12 protein-coding genes are annotated in these 19,784 nt (G+C 47.7%); 9 read left to right on the top strand and 3 right to left on the bottom strand.

The window, feature by feature from the left end; all coding sequences use genetic code 11:
* Positions 1-123: 123 nt before the first annotated feature.
* Positions 124-1,917 (bottom strand): AAA family ATPase, encoded by a 1,794-nt coding sequence (locus OU814_RS08235; protein ID WP_268181834.1) that lies wholly within the window; start codon positions 1,915-1,917, stop codon positions 124-126.
* Positions 1,918-2,078: 161 nt separating this feature from the next.
* Between OU814_RS08235 and OU814_RS08240 the strand changes: the two genes are divergently transcribed.
* From OU814_RS08240 to OU814_RS08265, 6 genes are all read left to right on the top strand, one after another.
* Positions 2,079-3,929 carry an ArsA family ATPase gene (locus OU814_RS08240; protein WP_268181836.1) on the top strand — a complete coding sequence of 617 codons (1,851 nt, stop codon included), beginning with the start codon at positions 2,079-2,081 and terminating at the stop codon, positions 3,927-3,929.
* An 84-nt stretch (positions 3,930-4,013) separates the two neighbouring features.
* Positions 4,014-4,883, top strand: coding sequence for a 6-carboxytetrahydropterin synthase (locus OU814_RS08245; protein ID WP_268181838.1), 870 nt, complete (start codon positions 4,014-4,016; stop codon positions 4,881-4,883).
* 569 nt (positions 4,884-5,452) lie between these two features.
* Positions 5,453-6,544, top strand: a complete 1,092-nt coding sequence (pilM, locus tag OU814_RS08250) for a type IV pilus assembly protein PilM (RefSeq protein WP_268181840.1) — start codon at positions 5,453-5,455, stop codon at positions 6,542-6,544.
* Positions 6,545-7,435: a PilN domain-containing protein gene (locus tag OU814_RS08255; protein WP_017289397.1), complete on the top strand. Its 891-nt coding sequence runs from the start codon at positions 6,545-6,547 to the stop codon at positions 7,433-7,435.
* Entirely contained in the window at positions 7,432-8,310 is an 879-nt protein-coding gene (locus OU814_RS08260) for a hypothetical protein (RefSeq protein WP_017289396.1), read from the top strand. Before OU814_RS08255 ends, OU814_RS08260 begins: the two co-directional genes overlap by 4 nt.
* A gap of 51 nt (positions 8,311-8,361) precedes the next feature.
* A complete protein-coding gene (locus OU814_RS08265) occupies positions 8,362-10,893 on the top strand; it encodes a type IV pilus secretin family protein (RefSeq protein ID WP_190651288.1) in 2,532 nt (843 codons plus the stop codon).
* A 293-nt stretch (positions 10,894-11,186) separates the two neighbouring features.
* Here OU814_RS08265 and nrdJ read toward each other — a convergent pair whose 3' ends face one another.
* Positions 11,187-13,517 (bottom strand): ribonucleoside-triphosphate reductase, adenosylcobalamin-dependent, encoded by a 2,331-nt coding sequence (gene nrdJ, locus OU814_RS08270; RefSeq protein ID WP_268181845.1) that lies wholly within the window; start codon positions 13,515-13,517, stop codon positions 11,187-11,189.
* A gap of 385 nt (positions 13,518-13,902) precedes the next feature.
* Between nrdJ and OU814_RS08275 the strand changes: the two genes are divergently transcribed.
* The gene (locus tag OU814_RS08275; protein WP_268181847.1) at positions 13,903-15,036 is read left to right on the top strand and encodes a hypothetical protein; all 1,134 of its coding nucleotides are present in this window, start codon (positions 13,903-13,905) and stop codon (positions 15,034-15,036) included.
* Between the two features lie 138 nt (positions 15,037-15,174).
* On the opposite strand, the gene OU814_RS08280 is transcribed toward OU814_RS08275, so the two are convergent.
* Complete coding sequence (locus tag OU814_RS08280; RefSeq protein ID WP_268181849.1) at positions 15,175-17,757, bottom strand: cyclic nucleotide-binding domain-containing protein; 2,583 nt, start codon at positions 17,755-17,757, stop codon at positions 15,175-15,177.
* A gap of 342 nt (positions 17,758-18,099) precedes the next feature.
* Between OU814_RS08280 and OU814_RS08285 the strand changes: the two genes are divergently transcribed.
* Together OU814_RS08285 and OU814_RS08290 are read left to right on the top strand one after the other, a co-directional pair.
* Complete coding sequence (locus OU814_RS08285) at positions 18,100-18,903, top strand: glucose 1-dehydrogenase (RefSeq protein WP_017289391.1); 804 nt, start codon at positions 18,100-18,102, stop codon at positions 18,901-18,903.
* Positions 18,872-19,783, top strand: a complete 912-nt coding sequence (locus OU814_RS08290) for an SMP-30/gluconolactonase/LRE family protein (protein WP_268181851.1) — start codon at positions 18,872-18,874, stop codon at positions 19,781-19,783. Before OU814_RS08285 ends, OU814_RS08290 begins: the two co-directional genes overlap by 32 nt.
* Position 19,784: the final 1 nt, after the last annotated feature.

Raw genomic sequence — 19,784 nt, forward strand, 5'->3', positions numbered from 1 at the left:
CCACACTTAACATGGACAGATTCTGATTTAAGACTATCGAGAACAATCACGTAATCTTTATATTTCAAGTCTTTCAGTCCCGCAGTTTCACGGATTGTGCTGCTATTCGATAGCAGCACACTTCTACCGACGTTGGCTTAGGAGTGCTTGATACGCGATCGCGAAGTCTTCCCCGTTAATTGCTAGATTTTCTGGTTCAGTCATTCCTTGAGCACGATAGCGTCGAATCGCTTGCAGTGCTGCTTGATTGCTTAAAAGTGCTAAGTCCGCCCCGTTCCAGCCTTCGGTCTCGGCTGCGATCGCGGCTAAGTCAACTTCGGATAAAGGTCGATCGAGATTGTGAACTCGCAAAATTTCTAAACGACTCGCTTCATCGGGTAAATTGACTTGAATTTGCAAGTCCAAACGTCCTGCACGTAGTAACGCAGGATCAACCTCATCCGGGCGATTGGTCGCTGCAATTAAAAGAATCGCACCACAGTCTTGTAACCCATCAAGTTCAGTTAGCAATTGACCGACGACGCGATCGCTGACTCCCGAATCGCCGTTAAATTTGCCGCGCACAGGAGCGAGCGTATCAATCTCATCAATGAACACAACACAAGGGGAAGCCTGACGTGCTTTGTTAAACAGATCTCGAACTTCTTGTTCTGCTGCTCCAACCCAACGGCTCATCAATTCTGCACCGTTCACCGAGATAAAATTCGCTCTTGCTTGAGAAGCGACCGCTTTCGCGAGTAAAGTTTTCCCGGTTCCAGGTAATCCCCACAGGAGAATTCCTCGCGGTGCTTTGGCTCCTGTTTGTTGATAGAGTTCAGGATAAAGCATTGCACCTTCTGCTGCTTCTTGTAAGGTGCGTTTTGTGGCTTCTAATCCACCGATTTGATCCCAATTGACCTGCGGTGATTCGACTTCAACCGATCGCAGAACAGACGGTTTTACTTCTTTCAAGGCTTGTAGAAAATCGGATTGGTCGATCGTTAATTCATCGGGAACTGCATTTAATGAGGGAACTTGCCGTCGCAAGGCTGTATAAGCTGCTTTTTGACAGACTGCTTTGAGGTCTGCGCCGACCATGCCAATCGTGAGATCGGCAACCGAGTCGAGATTGACAGATTTGAGAGGCATCGATCGCGTCAGAATTTTGAGAATTTCTAAGCGTCCATCGCGATCGGGGACGCGGAACTGAATTTCTCGATCGAATCTTCCCGGTCTTCGTAAAGCTGGATCAAGATGATCCGGACGATTCGTTGCTGCGAGAACAATGACACCTTTTGTCTGTGCAAATCCATCCATTAAGGTGAGTAATTGGGCGACGACTCGCTTTTCGACTTCGCCTTCGACTTTGGCACGATCAGGCGCTAAGCTGTCGATTTCGTCGATAAAAATAATGCAAGGAGCCGACGCTGCCGCTTTCTCAAAAATACTGCGAAGTCGCCCTTCTGCTTCACCGTAGTATTTGCCCATTACCTCAGGAGCAGCGATCGCGATGTAATTGACACCCAACTCTTCCGCTAGTGCCCGTGCAGTCAAAGTTTTTCCGGTTCCTGGCGATCCGGCTAGCAATACACCTCGAATCGGTTCAAGTCCCAATTTTGCGAGAACTTCTGGACGTTTGAGGGGCAATTCAACTAATTCTCTGAGTTCTTTAAGAACTTCACCCAGTCCGCCCACATCCTGAAGTGAAGCAGTCGAATTGGCAGGCGGTGGAGTCACGATTACATCTTGAGTCGGAGCTTGAGGAGAACGATTCGCGCCCATGCTACTCACGCCGATGCCGCCTGTGTTGCGGGGAATGCTGCTAAAAGCGGCACGATTGACTTGAATATTGGCTTTGAGTTCACCTTTTTCGGCTTTTTCTTCTAGCACTTTGGCAAGTTCTAAAAGTTGCTCAAATCCTTTAAATAGCTCACTCATTGGGTGGTACTGGGTGGGAAGACTACAAATACTGATTGGATCGGGGTGGCGATGGGTTTTGAGCTTCTTCAGTTTCTGCACTGAAGCGAATCTCCCAAGAATTTGCACCAAACTCGAATTCATTCAGTACAAGGATTGTGCCCAAACTCGATCGCAGAACTATGTTGAATTCGTTTGATTCTCTCCATCTGGCAATGTTTAGCGGTAAAGGCGGTGTTGGGAAATCGACACTATCAAGCGCATTTGCTTGTCGCTGGGCAAAACAGTTTCCTAACGATCGTATTTTGCTGCTTTCCACTGATCCGGCTCACTCTTTAGGTGATGTTTTGCAGATGGAAGTTAGCAATACGGCTCAAACCATCGAGAGCTTGCCGAATTTAAGCGTCAGGGCATTGGATGCTGAATTGCTGCTAAAAGACTTCAAAGCGGAATATGGGGAGATTCTAGAGCGATTAGTCGAGCGAGGCAGCTTTGTTGGGCAAGGTGATTTAGCGTCAGTTTGGGAATTGGGCTGGTCGGGCTTAGATGAATTGATGGGGATTCTTGAAATTCAGCGATTATTGCGCGATCGCGTTGTGGATCGGATCGTAGTGGATATGGCTCCAAGCGGTCATACGCTGGCACTGTTTAATCTGATGGAGTTTCTCGAAGAGTTTTTATCGGCTCTCGAACTCTTTCAGCTCAAGCATCGAACAATGAGCGAGGCTTTTACAGGTCGCTACACACCGGATGAAGTCGATCTCTTTCTAGAATCGATGCGCCGAGATTTAACCGACGGTCGCCAATTACTTCAAGATTCAGCAAGATCTGCTTGTTTTGTTGTCGCGATCGCAGAATGGCTCAGTTTGCTGGAATCTCAGAGATTAATCAAAGCTCTAGAAGCGCTTAAAATTCCTTTTGGCGGAGTGTTCCTCAATCAAGTTCACGCTGAACGGGAGGAATTGGTTCGCAAGTTTCAAGAGATTGCAGATCCGGTGCTGACATTCTCACAACAGTCTCAGGAACCGATTGGAATTGCAGCCCTCGATCGCTTAATTACAAATCATTCAGAATTCGTCCCTTCAGCGATTCCAATTGCACCGTCTCAGTCTCTTCCCGATTTCATCCTAGAACAGCGTAAGTTAATTCTGGTCGGCGGAAAAGGAGGGGTGGGCAAAACGACAGTTGCAGCCGCGATCGCGCTCAATCTTTCTCGGCAGCATCCGGATCGAAAAATTCGAGTCATCTCGATCGATCCGGCTCATTCCTTGGGCGATGCTTTTGGGACTCAGCTTGGACATGAGCCAACTGACATTCTTCCCAACCTCAGCGCTCAAGAAGTCGATGCTCGAACCTTACTCGATCGCTTTCGGGAAGAGTATCTTTGGGAATTAGCGGACATGATGAGTGGCAAAACTCAAGATGAATCGCTGCAAATTGCTTACACGCCAGAAGCATGGCGCAAAATCATGGCTCAAGCGCTTCCGGGCATTGATGAAATGCTCGCGCTCCTCGAAGTTATGGAACTGCTGGAATCGAATGCACAAGATCTGATCATTCTCGATACAGCTCCAACTGGGCATCTCTTGCGCTTTCTCGAAATGCCGTCTGTGTTAACGGATTGGCTCACCTGGATTTTTAAGCTCTGGCTGAAATATCAGAACGTCGCGGGACATACTGAACTGATGAGCCGCTTACGCACGTTAAGACTGCGAATTATCAAGACTCACAAACAGCTTCAAAACGCTGAGCATACCGAATTTATTGGCGTGGTTCAGGCACGATCGACGATTTTTGCCGAAACCGAGCGCTTAGTGCGATCGCTCGAACCATTGCAGATTCATCAGCGGTTTATCGTCAATAATCGCGCAACTCAAAGATTAGAAGAATTCGCTGGTAAAACAGTTGTGAATCTTCCCAACGCGCCCAGTGATCTTGCTCCAATGGCTCAAATCGAAAAGATTTCAGAATGGCTGATCGCGCCCAACTCTATTGCTTCACTCGTTTCTTTCAATCCACAATCCCAAATCTAAAATCCAAAACGCCGATGAAAGTCGTATCCTAAGAATAGTGTGAAGTTTTTTAAACTGAACGCTTAACCCTTTCTCCAAGACTCTATGAAATGTATTATCGATCGCCGTGCCCAATTTTCGGCAAGTCATCGGTACTATCTGCCGGAACTCAGCGAAGCGGAGAATATTGAACGCTTTGGGGCATGTACTCGGTTTCCCGGACATGGACACAACTATGTGCTGTATGTCTCCATGTTGGGAGATTTAGACGAATACGGCATGGTTCTAAACTTGTCTGATGTGAAGCATGTGATCCGGCGAGAAGTGACCAGTCAGCTTGACTTCTCTTACTTAAATGACACTTGGGCAGAGTTTCAACAGACTCTTCCCACCACCGAAAATATTGCTCGATCGATTTGGAAAAGGCTGGAATCGCATTTACCGATCGTCAATATCCGGCTCTACGAACATCCTGAACTCTGGGCAGATTATCTAGGAAACAATATGGAAGCCTATCTCACCATTAGCACTCACTTTAGTGCGGCTCATCGTCTCGCTCGTCCTGATCTAAGTTTTGAGCAAAACTGCGAAATCTACGGCAAGTGCGCTCGTCCGAATGGTCATGGTCATAACTATCATTTAGAAGTCACGATCAAAGGCGAAATCGACCCCCGCACCGGAATGATTGCTGATCTCGTCGCCTTTCAGAAAGCAGTAGATGACTATGTTGTTGAGCCATTTGATCATACGTTTCTGAACAAAGATATTCCTTACTTTGAGAAAGTTGTGCCGACTGCGGAAAATATTGCCGTGCATATTCGCGACTTACTAGAAGATCCCATTCAGCAAATTGGGGCACGCCTCTATAAAGTGAAGCTGATTGAAAGCCCGAATAATTCTTGTGAAGTGTTCGGTGCTTCTGTCAGTGATGTGATGCCCCTGTTAATGCGCGAACCTGCATTTGCAGGTGCATAATCTCACACAATTTGTTCTCAGCAAAAACAGCCGATCGTGGTTTCAACGATCGGCTGTTTCCGTATAAATTCTATGTCTTAAAAATTAGTCGTGCCATTTTTCAAATCGCGTGTAGTATGCACAAATAGGTGTCTCTAATCATACAGAGGAGGTCTAAGTATCGACGCTGAACTGATTGAAACAACACCTTTTTAGGATTGCGAAATGCGATCTCTCATGTGCGCGAAAAGCAACGAAACAATTACATCAAACTGATCAAATTAGAGTAGTTTCTTATCTAAAACTGCTCCATTTTCATTGCTTAAAAGTACCGTAAATACTGGGCTTTCAGGATTTTTAACTTTTTGGATTGAGATGTTTATTCTTGTAAAAACCTGGGCAGTCTAAATTCGTTACACCAGATGTTTGTCGAACTCAATCATTCATAAAATAGCAGATTTTTCCTGTTGTTTTCCGTATGATTACCCAGAATTTTCTGAGTCGAGTTCAGCACCCAAACAGCAGCAAACTTGCAATATTTTTATTGCGAAACCTGTCACTCATTCACTCAATAGCGGGCTAACAAAACTGTGGTTAACGGTATCAAGAGTTTATTCTCAAAACAGTCAAAGGGGGTTGGCATTGAGTTAGCCGCCGATCGCCTCAACATTGCGGTACTTCGCAAGCAGGGGCAAGGATTTCGGCTTGGCACTTATGCAACCGTTCCCATTCCTGAAGGTGTCTTTCATGAAGGACAAATCACCGATCCGCCTGCCATGGCAGAGATCATTCAGTCTGCGTTAGCCGAACACAAAATTAAAGTGAAACAGGTGGCAACTGCGGTAGCTGGTGGACGTGATACGGTGACTCGAATTATCCCCGTTCCAGCAGAACTCGACGATCGAGAACTGCGCGAAATGGTGCTGAATCAAGAAGCGGGTCTATATCTTCCATTCCCTCGGGAAGAAGCGGACGTAGACTATCAGAAATTAGGGCTATTTATCGATGAAGATGGGATCGAGAAAGTCCAAGTCTTACTGGTTGCAACTCGGAAAGAGGTAACGGATTCGTATATCAATACGTTCCAGCAAGCAGGGCTGAAAATAGATGTCTTAGAAGTTAGCAGTTTCTCACTGATTCGTACGATTCGCGAACAATTACGGCAGTTTGCTCCTCAAGAAGCTGTTGCGATCGTCGATATCGAATTCGAGAGCACTGAAATCTCAATCACAGTAGATGGTGTGCCTCAATTCTCGCGAACGGTTCCGATCGGAACTTATCAAATTCAATCTGCACTCTCTCGTGCGATGAATTTACCGCCTTCGCGCAACATTGACCTGCTGCAAGGTATGACGATTCCAACGGCTGATTCTAATCGTCCAGGTGGCAATCCGGGTGCAGCAGCCATGCTGCGAGTGTTGGGCGAGCTAGGAGATGAACTGCGGCGATCGATTGATTTTTACCTGAATCAAGGCGAGAACTTAGAAATTGCTCAATTGATGTTAGCAGGACCTGGAGCCGCAATCGGACAGATTGACGAGTTCTTTACCCAGCGATTGAGCTTGCCTTGTAACTTAATCGATCCGATCTCAGCCCTATCGATCAGTGGGGAGGATATTCCAGTCAATCTCCGTCCAGGTCTGGGTGTCGTGCTGGGTTTAGGACTGCGGGAGGCGTGGTAAATGTACAGTTTAGATGTCAATTTTCTCAACGATAGACCGGATATTAAGCCCGATAAGCGACGGAGTGTCGGTCGTCCAAAACCGACAGGTTCACCTGAAGAAAAGCGTCCTTTATATTTTGGGTTTGCGGCACTGATCTTTTTCCCAGTGCTTGCAGGTGTCCTCTTCGGGATTCTCACCTTGCGCAATGGCGACTTAGAACGTCAGCAAGCGGATCTCGATACTCAACTCGGTAATTTAGAAACTGAGAAGAAGAATCTCTCATCGATTCAAGCGGAGACGAAACAGGTCGAAGAAGAAGCACAGGCACTCGCATCGGTCTTTAACCAAATCAAGCCTTGGTCAGCGATGACCCAGGATATTCGCGATCGCTTGCCTTCGAGTATTCAACTGGCATCGATTACTCAGCAGAAAGTCGAGATCAATCAGGCTCAACCTGCTCCAGCCGCCCCAGCAGCAGGAACTCCGGCAGCAGCAGCAAAACCTCCAGTTTCTGGGCAGATCGAAATCAGAGGGCTGGCGAATTCGATGAATGATGTCAATGATTTCTTGTTGACGTTACAACAGTCGAACTTCTTGAAAGCAGAAGCAACTAAAGTTGTCAGTGCGGAGTTGGGTGAGGAGAAAACGCTGCAATTACCCGATTTTCCTGGGCTGAAGCGCGAAGGTGAGATTAAGCCGCCCCGCTTGCCGAGAAAAGTGCAATTTGTCATTTCAGCCGCGATTAACGATGTGCCTGCTTCGGAACTGATTCGAGAACTCGATCGTAAAGGGGCAGTGGGTCTTGTGACTCGGATTGAATCTTTGAAAGAACGCGGTGTGATTTCGACGACCCCCAAAGCACCTGCTAAACCTGATGCGACTGAAAAGAATGGAGCGAAGAAGCCATGACGACTGATTTTATGACGGAATCGGAGTTGGAGAATTCTCCAAGCTATCCGACTGCGTTTGGAGTTACTTTTACTCCAGCAATTGGCGGAGTGTTGTTAGGAGTGCTCGGGCTTGTTGCAGCAGGTGGCATCGTCTCTTATCTGGTCATGCCTGCTTGGGAGACGAATCAATCCTTAAATAGCAGCGTTAGAGAGAAGACCGAACAGCTTGAACAGCAAGGAGAAATCCGGAAACAGATTCAGAATGCAAAGGATCAATTAGCAAAAGCCAAGCAAAAGCGCGATCAGGTCTATGGCTTGTTTGCGAGTGAAAAAACGTTGAATACCTTGCTGCTCGATCTCAATCAACTGATTGAAAGAAATAATGCAGGTTTACTAGCTGCGACAAATACCAAGCTCAATGCTTGCCCAGTGTATGTGCAGCAGTTGTTTGCGACTCCGGGTGGTGCTCAAGAGTTTAAAGATAAGTTTGGAGATTTAGTCGCTGAAGCCAAACTCAAGCGGTTTAAGCCGGATGAGAAAGGTGCTGTGGTGATTAGCGATGGTTCACTCGGCACACCGATTAACGGGAAGTTAAAGCGGCAATCGATCAGTATTGATATCCGAGGTAACTTTAATCAGACTCAATCGATTTTTAGAACGATCGAGCGACTTCAGCCGTTACTGCTGATTCGCAATCTCGATGTCAAAGTGATCGATAACAAGATTTCCGAAGGGTTGTATGAGATTCAGCCGGATGGCACGATTCGCTACTTGACGAACTGCCAACCGGACAACCAGATTGCAACCACATTCGAGATGGATGCGCTGTTGCCGTTGACCGATGCTGATCGTAAGGCACTGCAAGCTGTTCCGCCTTTAACTCCGGCGAAATAGCTAAAGATTGAACCTTTATTTCCTATTTACCCCCAAGAGGAGTGTTAACTCGTGAAAGAGCTTCGAGCAATCAGTCTAGCAACTGCCGCGACCGTTGCCTTATTCAGTGGTCAAGCTGCATCTGCGAATCCGACGCAAGTCACTAATGTTCGCATCAATCCGAATGGTGCTGGCTTTGATGTGATCCTAGAAACCCAAGGTGGAAAAGCGCCTCAAGTTTTCAATGTCAATCAAGGCAATACTTGGAATGCTTACGTTTTTAATGCTCAAATTAGCCAACCCTTCCGTCAGGCAAATCCTGCGCCTGGAATTGCTCAAGTTTCTGTAGTTCCTTCGGGTGCGAATGGGGTGCAGGTAACGGTTGTGGGAACAACAACTGCACCGATCGGGCAAATTGCGAGCCGCAATGCTCAAGGTGTGATCTTGAATGTGTCGGGTGCGGGGGGTGGCAGTGCGCCGGATGCTCCTGCGAGTGTTCCAGCGAATGCTCCGACTGCTGCGGTTCCGTTGAATGTTCCGCCTGCTCCGATGGCTCAAGCAGCGCCTTCGACATCGTTACCCGGAACTGCGATCGCGCAAGCAAGACCGACTTCGACGACTCCGGTGACTCCATTTGTGCCGAGCGCGCAAGTTCCGAGTCAAGCTCAGCCAACGGTTCCAGTTGCCCCGACTCCACCTCTGATGAGACGAGCAGTTGCTCCTCCTGTCGGCGATCAAGCGGTGTCACAAATTGATGCGTCTCCGACGACCATTGACCTGGGAACGAATGAACGAATTCCACGATTGGTCTTGAGAGATGCACCCGTTCGGGAAGTGCTTTCTTTGCTAGCACGGGCAGCGAATCTGAACTTGGCTTATAGCGAATCTGGTGCAGGAGCAGCGGCAGGAGCAGCAGGAGCAGGACAGGCTGCAAGACCCAATGGACCTACGATTTCTTTGGATATCCAGAACGAAGCGGTTCAGGATGTGTTCAACTATGTGTTGCGAGTCGCTTGTATTCCGGTTGCAAATGCAGGACCAGCAGCAGGCGCAAATGGTGGTGGTGCATGTGCAGCACTCGATGTGAATCGAGTAGGACGAACCATCTTTGTTGGTCCTCGCTTGCCGGATGATGCGCGCAATATCATTACTCGCACGATTCGTCTCAACCAGGTTTCAGTTGCAGATGCTTCAGCCTTTTTAACGACACAAGGGGCAGAAACACAGCGTCCTTTTGAGCAGGTGCAAATTCAGACGATCGGAGAAGGTGCAGCAGCACGAACGATCGAAACTCGCACTCCTACGATTTTGTCTCTCAGAGCAACAGAAGGCAGCGCACCACTCGTATTACGCGGACTCGCTGTTTCCTCGAACGATCGATTAAATTCGATTACGTTGACGGGTTCACCTCGTAAAGTTGAAGTTGCAACTCGCCTTTTGGGTCAACTTGATGCCCGTAAGCGCCAGGTTGCACTGAATGTGAAAATTGTAGATGTTAACTTGCTGAAGACCGAAGACTTCAACACGAGTTTCTCGTTTGGGATTGGCAACAATTTCTTTAACGTCGATCGAGGAGCAGCCGTCTTTAACTTCGGCTCGACGCGACCAGCAACGAATGCAGAAGCAGCAGGTAGTTTGACAGGTCGTCCGACGATCGATAATCCTTATTCAGGTGCTAACATCTTCTATGATCTGAATGGTCAACCTGTTACTATTGCGAACACCGCCCCAGGCACAAGAATCATCAATGGAGATCAGGTTACTGAGAATCCACCGCCTCTCAGCATTCGAGATGGAAACTGGTACAGTCAGCGCGCTGGGATTTCGTCTGATCCATTTCAAGCAGGGATCACTGAAGCAACCACAGCAACACCAACTGTAATTACTAGAACTCCTGGGACAAATGGTTCCCCTCCGACTGTAACCGTTACACCGGGAGCATTTGGAACGGTTACTGGTGCTCTACCATCTTTATTTCAGTTTCCAACCCAATTCTTAGCTCGCTTGCAATCTCAGGTTACAAGTGGTAACGCAAAGATTCTTGCTTCTCCAACGGTTGTTGTTCAAGATGGAGAGCGCTCGACGGTTCGGCTGACGCAAGAAGTCTTCAGCGGATTTAGAAGAAATTCTCAGGTGAATGGAACGCAGAGTACTGAAACGAATGAGCCAATCATCCGGGAAGCAGGTTTGATTCTGAATCTGATTGTCGATCGTATTGATGACAATGGTTTCGTTACGTTGCGCGTGAACCCTGTCATTTCTGCGCCGTCTAACGCAGTCAATTCGCCTCAAGGTCCGATTACGCTGATCAGCGGTCGGAGTGTTGAGTCGGGTGCGATTCGAGTCCGCGATGGACAAACGCTGATTCTTTCTGGAATCATTCAAGAGACCGATCGAGCTTCTGTCACGAAGGTTCCTATCCTAGGAGATCTGCCGTTACTCGGAGCATTGTTTAGAAGCACGAACCGCAACAACACTCGTCAGGAAGTTGTGGTGATGGTCACTCCACAAGTCATTGATGATGGCGATCAGGCTTCTTTCGGTTATGGTTATGTTCCAGGTAGAGAAGTGCGTCAGTTCTTGCAACAGCAAGAAAGTCGCTAATCAGATGGTGCGATACGTAATCTGATCTCACTGAAAATGTTCACTCAATACCAGAGTTCAGTAAAGACTGAACTCTGGTTTTTTTATGCGATCGTTTGCGGATGAACAATGCGGAGATTTGCGATCGCTGTGAAATCATTCGGATTGAAGGTTAGTCAATGATCAACACTATGCACTAGCATCACAGCAACTAGGCAAATATTATGCGATCGCTTTCCCATCACGCAATTTGAGTTGATCAAAAAAGCCTCCAGAGTATCCTGGAGGCTCAGTTCTATCTATCAATACTCAAGCTAAGATTCTTTCTTTGTCTCAGAGAACAGACACTTATCAGAATCACATCCTGCTGGGCCTGCTTCAATCAAGTCACCACCATCATGTCGTACCAAAGCTGCATAGAAGTCATCGGTCGATCGACGTTCTAACACTTCAGCCTGCAATTTCTGATAGGTCGCTTGATCGATTTTCTCAAACGGCAGGCGAGGGAAAGGAGCATCAAAGCGCGCTAGTAACGCTGCACTAATGTAGCCTTCATCGTTTTCGATCGCTTGATGAATCCGATGTGCTAACCCTTCTACTTCATCTTCTCGAAGCTCGATCGTAGCGCTGGTATTGTGAGCAGTATAGTATTTCTGAACTTGGAGATAGAAGTCCATTTGAGCGAGAGCCGAGAACTTCTCAATCTCAATCTGGTCGGCTCCTGGAATGTTTGCCCAAGGCACTTCCACGGGAATCTCAACTAGCCATTCTGTACACCGTGGATCAAATGGATCATTCAACAAATTGCCGTTTTCATCCTTATCGGACTGAGACGGAACAATGCTGTATCCATAATCCAAACACGCCAGTGCAACCGGATCATTCTTCCGGAAAGTAATGCGTCGAATAAAGCGCTGAGCTTTGGGCGGATGCCAACCTGAACTCGCACCTGTTAACAACGATTTTGTTCCAGCAGGCTGAACCGTGGTACAACGATTCGGGCGACGAATCCCTTGGCGATCGCAGTACTCACCGACTACTCGATGCACAATCTCTTTCCAGCGCGATAGATATTCTTTTTCGCGCTCTTTGAACTGCATTCCAGTCAAAGTATCGGGTCTACCTGCTTCCCACCAGCGCAACCACTCTGTTCCGAATGCATTCACAAAGAAGTCAAACAGTCCGGTGAAGGAAACTCCAACGATCGGATCTACTTCTCGCGAATACTGATAGCGAGGCTCAGCAAATCGGTGATTGAGCAAAGCTGCAACTGAAAGTGCGCCTGCTGTAAATGCCTGCTCTTGAGCTTCGTAGTCCAGCGGATCAATCTGATTGAGGTGAACCTCAGACAAGTTACAGTGGAAGTCTTCACCAAGAATTTCTCCACATGGATTCAGCCCGTACCGTCCCAACCGATGCTCAAGTTCCTTGAGCGGCATGTTTGGATGTTTGGCTTGAATCCATTGCTGCCCATTGCCTGCTTCATACGCCCGAAGAAACTCGGATTTTAATTCGGGAGTAGTCAGAATATCAGCATTCGATCGAGCAATTGCTTCTGGAGCATACTGAATCGCACCTTCGCCCGAATAGAACTGCTTGCGAACTGCTTCTACACATTCTTCTAAGGTTGGCTTGTGGTGATAAACCCGAGTGTGATTTGCCATGCGGAGCACGTCACGATCGGGATCAATTCGCCAGTTTCCTTGCTCATCTTGCTGCCAGAGGTTGTCTTTTGCACCAGCAAACTCAGCATCTTCACTGCTGCCTTGACGCATCCCGGCAGATCGTCGAATGTTACCAGCAACAACACAAGCGGCAGCTTCATCAATCAGTAAGCAGCATTCAATTGGGCTAAGCTTGCGACCGAGTGCGCGATTGAGAACTTTGGCACAACGTGCATAGAGTTCAGGTAATTTGATCGGATTCGCAACGCCCCCAAATCCTTTCAATCTTTCACCTGCGGGACGGACGTGACCTAAATCGATCGAGACTTCGACATCGCCTGTAAACCGCTCATCGGTTGAGAGTTCTAGCAAACTCTGATAGGACTTCACCCAACCTTGACGACTATCACCCACTTGAATCGTGACTTGATTGCCGTTGATCTCAAGCTCGGTTGCTTCTTCTCTTAAAAAGTCCGCTACTTCGCCAATTTCGCGGGTTACAGTCACATTCAAGCGATTGCGAATGGTAGGTAAACGATCGGTATATTTCGGTTCTAATATTGCCCCTGTTCCACTGCCCATCATGGCAAGATCCATCATCAGACCAAAGGCGCGCCAGTCGATCAGATTCGTACTCGTACAGTTGTACGATCCTGAGAAATTTTCTGGTTTGGCAATCCAATTTGTTCCACCGACCCAGAGCCACCGACCCGACGGCAAACAGTGCAGCGATCGCTGCATCTGTTCGATCAATTCTTGCTCTTCTGGGGTAAAATTGCCAAGGTCAGCGAGTCCTTGGATCGTCCGCTGGCTGACTTGTGCCCAAGACTCGCGACGAGTTTCGCTCAGCTTGCGGCTATAGGTTCGGTAAAAAACCGGATTTGCGGCAGGAGCCGAAGCCGGAAATTGACTGTTCTTTGAGTCAAACTCTGGCAAATCAGAGCCAGACGACCCTATTGGGCGTGCGATATCTTGAACCATGCGAAACTCCCTTTGTCTAGGTCTAGCGTCCTGAATTGAATTTAAAGAGATGAGCAACGCCATATATAGCGTTTTGTCTAATAGCGATCTACTCTACACCATCTTTCTCGAAAGTGGATCATTTTTTCTTAGTTCGAGCGTACTAAATTAGCGTAGCAGGAATTTCCTCGATCGTATATTTGTTCTATACAATCGGATGCGACCTTGCTTCCGTCTAAGGTTTTGTCTATGATTTGGCGTTAAACAATCCTGGTCAAATCATTAATCTGTTGTAAAAGAGAATAGTTTTCGTTTCCATTTCACGAACCTGACACTCGATTGTTCGATCGCTGTCCTAAAATGCTGAGATAGTCCCACATGCTCGATCGCTGAACCCCGACTGCATATGATGTCTTCTTCTGCCTTCTCCAACTTTCTCCGCGACCTCCCCGAAACCCTGCAGCAACCTGCGGCGTTGGCGATGCTCGGCTCTGTGGGCGCACATCTGATCCTGTTTGCGACTCTTCCTGCTTTTACTTCCTCCCCAGACCCCGCGCAGTCCGAGATTCGCCGCGTCCGTCTGCTCGAACCTCCTCAGAGCAGCAGCGCTCCTCAAGCTTCAACGTCCCGTCTTGGACTTCCTCCTATCCCGAACACTGCTAACAGCAAAATTCAACTTCCTCAAACTGGACAGACGATTCCCCCAGTTCCAAATCCCCTCTACACGCTTCCTGATCTCACGCCGCTGCCGATTCCTTCTTCTCCGCTTCCGCAGCGGCGCAACCTGGGTAGAAGTCTCACGCAAGCAGAGATTGATGCGATTCGAGAACGCATCAGAAAATTTCAAGCGCTTCAACAGCCTCCAACTCCTCCTCAAACCAAGCCCACAACTCCTCCCGAAACTCCTGCCCCAACGAACCCACAATCTCCTTCAGGGCTAACTGAGGCGAATCCGGCTGAAGTGGCACGAGGTACGACTCCAGTTCCGCCTGGAACCCCCAATCAGTCTGAGCAACCGCAACCTTCTACACCGCCTACACCCGTTCCGCAAACCCGTACCGATCAACTTCTCGCACTGACGCGCTACAATCCTCAAGGCACGACAAACCAAGACATTGCTGTCAATTCCCAAAACTTTACGCAATCTCTGAAAGACAAAGGATTGGTGTGGGAGCGGATTCTGCTGAGAAAGCCTGACGATCCGATTCAAGAAGTTCCTTTTCCTGATGGTTTTGTGCTGCAAAATTATCAAGAACGTCAACATCCTGCTGCGATCGCGGTACTTGTGGACAAAGACGGCAAACTGTTAGACAAGCCTCAGCTTCTTGCAAGTACTGGCTATGGGCTTTTGAATCAGAAGGCAGAAGAAATTGTTCGAGCCAATGCAACTCCAGAGAAAGTCGTCGATCTGATCCAGAAATACGAAGCGGCAAAAGCAGAGAACGATAGAAATAAAGCTCAAGCCTATCTTCTGGTGTATGAGCTTAAGTTTAAAGTTCCTGAGAGATCAACTGCTTCGGTCACACCTCCTGCCAATTAGATTTTTAGGATCACCCTGAAATTGCCGCGATCGCATGTCTCAATGATGCTGATCCGAAACTGCTGATGAATTCTCATCACCTAGAAGTCGAATCGTCAAACCGCGATCGCGATCGCAATTGCTGAGCTTCCTTGAGGTTTAAGCTCGCACAAGTCGCTGAAGTTGGCGGCTCTCTAGCTCTAAAATGCGTCGAGCAAAATCAGGATCACGATCGAGTAAATCATCGATCGCATCGATTGGAATAGCAAGGATGCGGGTCACTTCGCTTTCTGCAACGATCGTATTTTCGGAATTGCTATGCGTCAGCACCTCTAGCTCATCTAAAATCTGCCCAGGATGCAAATGCTCAACCCGAACTCCGTTCTCGGATGAGTAGTGAATTCCTGCTGCACCTTCTAGCAGTAGAAGCAATTCGCGGCAAGTATCGCCTGTCTCTGTGATCACCTCTCCTTTTGAATACGGCTTGACTTGGGAGCGTTGCTCAATCTCGATTAAAGTTTGAGACTGAATTCGGTGGAAGAAATCACTGTTTGATAAATAAACTAACTTTTCAAGCGTCGGGAGCTTTCTGAGATCTGAAGATGGGAGTTGTTTCGCAGTGTCTTGAACAAGAGGATGATCAGGAAGCTTGTGCGCCAACGATTGCACGCGATCACCATTCAATTGAGCGATCGCAAAAAGGGTGGCTGCTTGAACAATTGGATTGTAATGTGAAAGCAATAGCTCTAAGTAGCTGATCGTATCTTGAGTTGAGATTTCTGCTGAATTCGGTTGTACTGAAGTCGCATCTGAATTCTGCTTCCTTAACTCTACGACGATTAACTCCTGTTTGCGCTGAACCGTGTCTTTGAGGACTTTGAGCACTGCTGCCTGACTTTGAAGCATCGGATGATTCAAAGCTCGATCGCATTCGATCCATTCGGACAATCGCGCCTGCAAACCTGCTAGTTTCTGATCTGCTTCTGGAGAAAGACCGCTCTGAATCCAATCTTCCTCTTGTTGGCTAATTGAGTATTGTTGATTGAGTGTGCGAATTGTTGCACCATCTTGCTGTTGAAGCCGCATCAAGCGTTCAAGCGATTTTTGATAGCCTGTTAATCGGATTTGGTTTTCGAGCGATCGCTGACGATTTGGATTTAAAATCTCTGGATCTTCAATTCCCAATTCTTCTAGCACTTCACGGTGTTCATCATCGGAAACGCCCAACTCTTGCCGCATTTGCTTTAAGACTTCTAAGCTACTAGAGTAGTTCACATACCCTTCTTCTAATGCCTCTTTCACGACACCTTTGTAAGCTTCATGGCGTTTCTCACGGGTGAAACCGGGCAGAATTTTCGCAAGAACATACACTTCGTTAGTATGCAGATCATCGAGCGATCGTCCCTCTAGATACTGCGAAACATCAATCTGTAATTTTGCTAACTGCTTGCGGAAGCGACTCGCTAAATTCTCACGTGAATAGAGATCAGAACTCCGTCGCCAAGCCTGTTGTAACCACAGTGTACTGAGAAAGACGATCGCAATATCAAAACTCGCTTGCACCCAGTATGGCATCAGTCGCAGTAAAGGACGACCCGCAAAAAAGAAGAAAAAGTTAAAAACACCGAATGTACAAATTACAAAAATGCGATGCTGAATGATATCAGGATGCAGCTTGAGTTGAGATTTGAGACGGTGCTCGATCAATCGTCCTATGAAATAAGCGATCGTAGTCGATGCACCTAAGACGAGAGGAACTGCCAAAATCTTAGGGATTGGAAGGGGTTGCCCGTTCAAGTACAGCCCAGGACTCATCAAAGATGCAAGCTGATCAGCATCACGATTCCATGCTCCAGAAAAGTAATAGTCCCAATTACCCGCATAGAGATAGTAGTAAACAAAGTAACCGATCACTAAGCCAACATAGCCATATCGAATCAATGATTCTTCCGGCTTATTCAAGCCATCCCAGTAAGTTCGCTCAGAGTCAATGTCAAGACAAGGGCTTTGACAGGCAACACACGCACTTTTTTCTTTGCCATCGGTCTCGACTGTCCGACACATCGATTGCGTAATTTGGCTATCACTCATGTGCGCTTTGCTGCCAAGTAGTCCTCTCGGCTCACTAAAAACAGTCTGTACCGGAGCCATCGGACAAAAGTACTGACACCAAGATTTGCCGCTATAGAAATAGCCAACTGCGATCGCAGCAATGATGGTAAAGACCAGCCATAAGCCCAAAACGAAGCGATCGGCATTAAAGAACAGAATTCGTCCACACAGTCCTACAAACAGCCAGCCAAACTGTACATAAAGATAGTTCCGACCGAGCCACGAATCAGAATTGACCTTTGCTAACTCATAGCGGACTTTCCCTGTTTTCTGATTTTCCCGTTTGAACTGACGCTGCCAACCGAGGGCGCGTGGAATTTGAGAGAGAAAACTCAGCGGACAGATGCGCCGCCAGAGTTCGTGTCCAAACACAAGCAGGATAAAAATTCCAGCAGGAACGATCGCCCCCCAAAATAAGATAGCTCCGATCGCGTAAGGCGCTTCAGCAATACAGGTTCCTTGAACTTGCACACATTCTCCAGTCAGGCGCAATGGACTCCAAGGATGACTTTGTTCTGTCAATGCTGGAGTCCAAGGGTCATAAAACAGAGAGGCAATAACAAGAAGCCACCCGATCGTAAGAACCCATCGAATGACGTGCATTTGACGTTCTGGCAGTTGTGCAAACATTAGGTCGCTCCATTCAATAGAGAACTGTTGATAGCTTTCTTCAGAAGGACTCAGTGTTCAGCCCTTCTTAAATCACGTTGGGAATTTTCCCAAACGATTACGAATCCGAATGAATGGATTTCAGCATCATAACTTTGTACTGCTCTCGTTGTATGGCTTAAGTTCTCCAGATGACTCATAGAGTAGAATCACTCCTCTCAAGGTGGATTCACTCTGGAACTTCCATGCTTCAAGTTGAGCGTGAGCTAAGCCTCAAGAGCGATACGAATCGCTTCGCATTTTCATATTCTATGCTGAGAGCGATTTCGCCCTTGTGGCATTCTACTTTAGCGCAGAGGATACATGAAAGGATTAGCAGGCAAGACGGTTTTAGTGACGGGAGCAAGTTCTGGAATTGGTCAAGCGATCGCGATTCGTTTTGCTCAAGAGGGCTGCAATGTCGTCCTGAACTATCGAAGTGATTCTGAAGAAGCAGAACAGACCGCAGCGATCGCGCAACAGAGCGCAACCGAAGCGGGACATTCTGTGCAAACGCTTTTAGCTCAAGGTGATGTTGCTCAAGAAGCTGATATTCTGCGGATGGTGCATTCTACAATCGAACAGTTTGGAGGCTTTGATATTCTGGTGAATAATGCTGGCATTCAATCAGAATTCGCGTCTCACGAGTTGCCCACTGAGAAGTTTGATCAAGTGATCAATGTCAATTTGCGAGGAGCCTTTCTCTGTGCGCGCGAGTCGATCAAGCATTTCCTAGCACAACACCGTTCTGGTGTGATTCTGAATGTTTCTAGCGTTCATGAGATCATTCCCCGTCCGATGTATTTGAGCTATTCCATCAGTAAGGGTGGAATGGGAAACTTGACGAAAACCCTAGCGCTGGAATACGCTAGTCGCGGAATTCGCGTGAATGCGATCGCACCTGGAGCAACGATCACTCCGATCAATGAGAGTTGGGTCGAAGATCCGCAGCAAAAAGCGATCGTCGAAAGTCATATCCCGATGGCGCGAGCGGGATATCCTGAAGAGATGGCGGCTTCGGCTGCATTTCTTGCATCTGAGGAAGCGGCCTATATTACTGGGCAAACACTATTTATTGATGGGGGGCTGACGCTGTATGCAGATTTCCGAGAATCCTGGTCAGCCTAGTCCAGTTGTTGCGGCACGTGCCCGTTTGGGCGAATGTCCAGTGTGGGATACCGAGCGACGAGTCTTATTTTGGGTCGATGCTTACAATCATCGAGTGCATCAATTTGATCCAGCAACTCGGAGAAATCGCTATTTGGAAACGGGCGATATCGTCAGTGCAATCGTGCTAGCGGGTCAAGATCGCTTACTCATCGCATTACGCGATCGGCTTGCTTTTCTCGATGTAAACACAGGCGCGATCGAGGTTGTGTATCCAATAAAATTCCCTTGCCCGAACACTCGCTTCAATGATGGCAAGTGCGATTCTCAAGGGCGATTTTGGATTGGTGCGGTGAGTGATGCGCCAGAGCAAGCAGAACTTTATCGCTATGATCCTGATGGTTCGATGCATGTGATGGAAACGGGACTGACGATCTCAAATGGATTGGGGTGGAGTCCGGATGATGCAACGTTCTATTTGACCGATTCGGCTAAGCACTTAATCTATGCTTATGACTTTGATGCGAAAAGTGGCGCGATCGCGAATCGTCGTGTCCTGATCGATTTGAGCAGGGAGAGTGTCGATGGTGTCGTAGTTGAACCAGATGGCATGACGATCGACCAAGCTGGAAATCTCTGGATAGCCCTCTGGAATGGTTGGCGAGTCGCTTGCTTTAATCCGAACGGTGAAGAGATTCACAGCATTCAATTACCTGTTCAGCGACCAACGAGTGTTACCTTCGGCGGGGCTGAACTCAGAGATTTGTATATTACCAGTGCTTCAGTGGGATTGAGCCAGAAAGAAATTCAAAAAGGATTTAACGCAGGAGATCTGTTTTGTGCTGCGGGTCAAACCGCGATCGCAAAGCCAAACTTTAGATTCGGACACGATCCCTTGTAAT

This window comes from Leptolyngbya sp. GGD (genome assembly GCF_026735145.1).
Classification (GTDB): domain Bacteria; phylum Cyanobacteriota; class Cyanobacteriia; order Leptolyngbyales; family Leptolyngbyaceae; genus Leptolyngbya; species Leptolyngbya boryana.

Excerpts from the sequence above, each read along its gene's own strand:
- OU814_RS08235 (WP_268181834.1), bottom strand. The coding sequence starts at position 1,917 with ATGAGTGAGCTATTTAAAGGATTTGAGCAACTTTTAGAACTTGCCAAA.
- OU814_RS08240 (WP_268181836.1), top strand. The coding sequence starts at position 2,079 with ATGTTGAATTCGTTTGATTCTCTCCATCTGGCAATGTTTAGCGGTAAA.
- OU814_RS08245 (WP_268181838.1), top strand. The coding sequence starts at position 4,014 with ATGAAATGTATTATCGATCGCCGTGCCCAATTTTCGGCAAGTCATCGG.
- OU814_RS08255 (WP_017289397.1), top strand. The coding sequence starts at position 6,545 with ATGTACAGTTTAGATGTCAATTTTCTCAACGATAGACCGGATATTAAG.
- OU814_RS08260 (WP_017289396.1), top strand. The coding sequence starts at position 7,432 with ATGACGACTGATTTTATGACGGAATCGGAGTTGGAGAATTCTCCAAGC.
- nrdJ (WP_268181845.1), bottom strand. The coding sequence starts at position 13,517 with ATGGTTCAAGATATCGCACGCCCAATAGGGTCGTCTGGCTCTGATTTG.
- OU814_RS08275 (WP_268181847.1), top strand. The coding sequence starts at position 13,903 with ATGATGTCTTCTTCTGCCTTCTCCAACTTTCTCCGCGACCTCCCCGAA.
- OU814_RS08280 (WP_268181849.1), bottom strand. The coding sequence starts at position 17,757 with ATGTTTGCACAACTGCCAGAACGTCAAATGCACGTCATTCGATGGGTT.
- OU814_RS08285 (WP_017289391.1), top strand. The coding sequence starts at position 18,100 with ATGAAAGGATTAGCAGGCAAGACGGTTTTAGTGACGGGAGCAAGTTCT.
- OU814_RS08290 (WP_268181851.1), top strand. The coding sequence starts at position 18,872 with ATGCAGATTTCCGAGAATCCTGGTCAGCCTAGTCCAGTTGTTGCGGCA.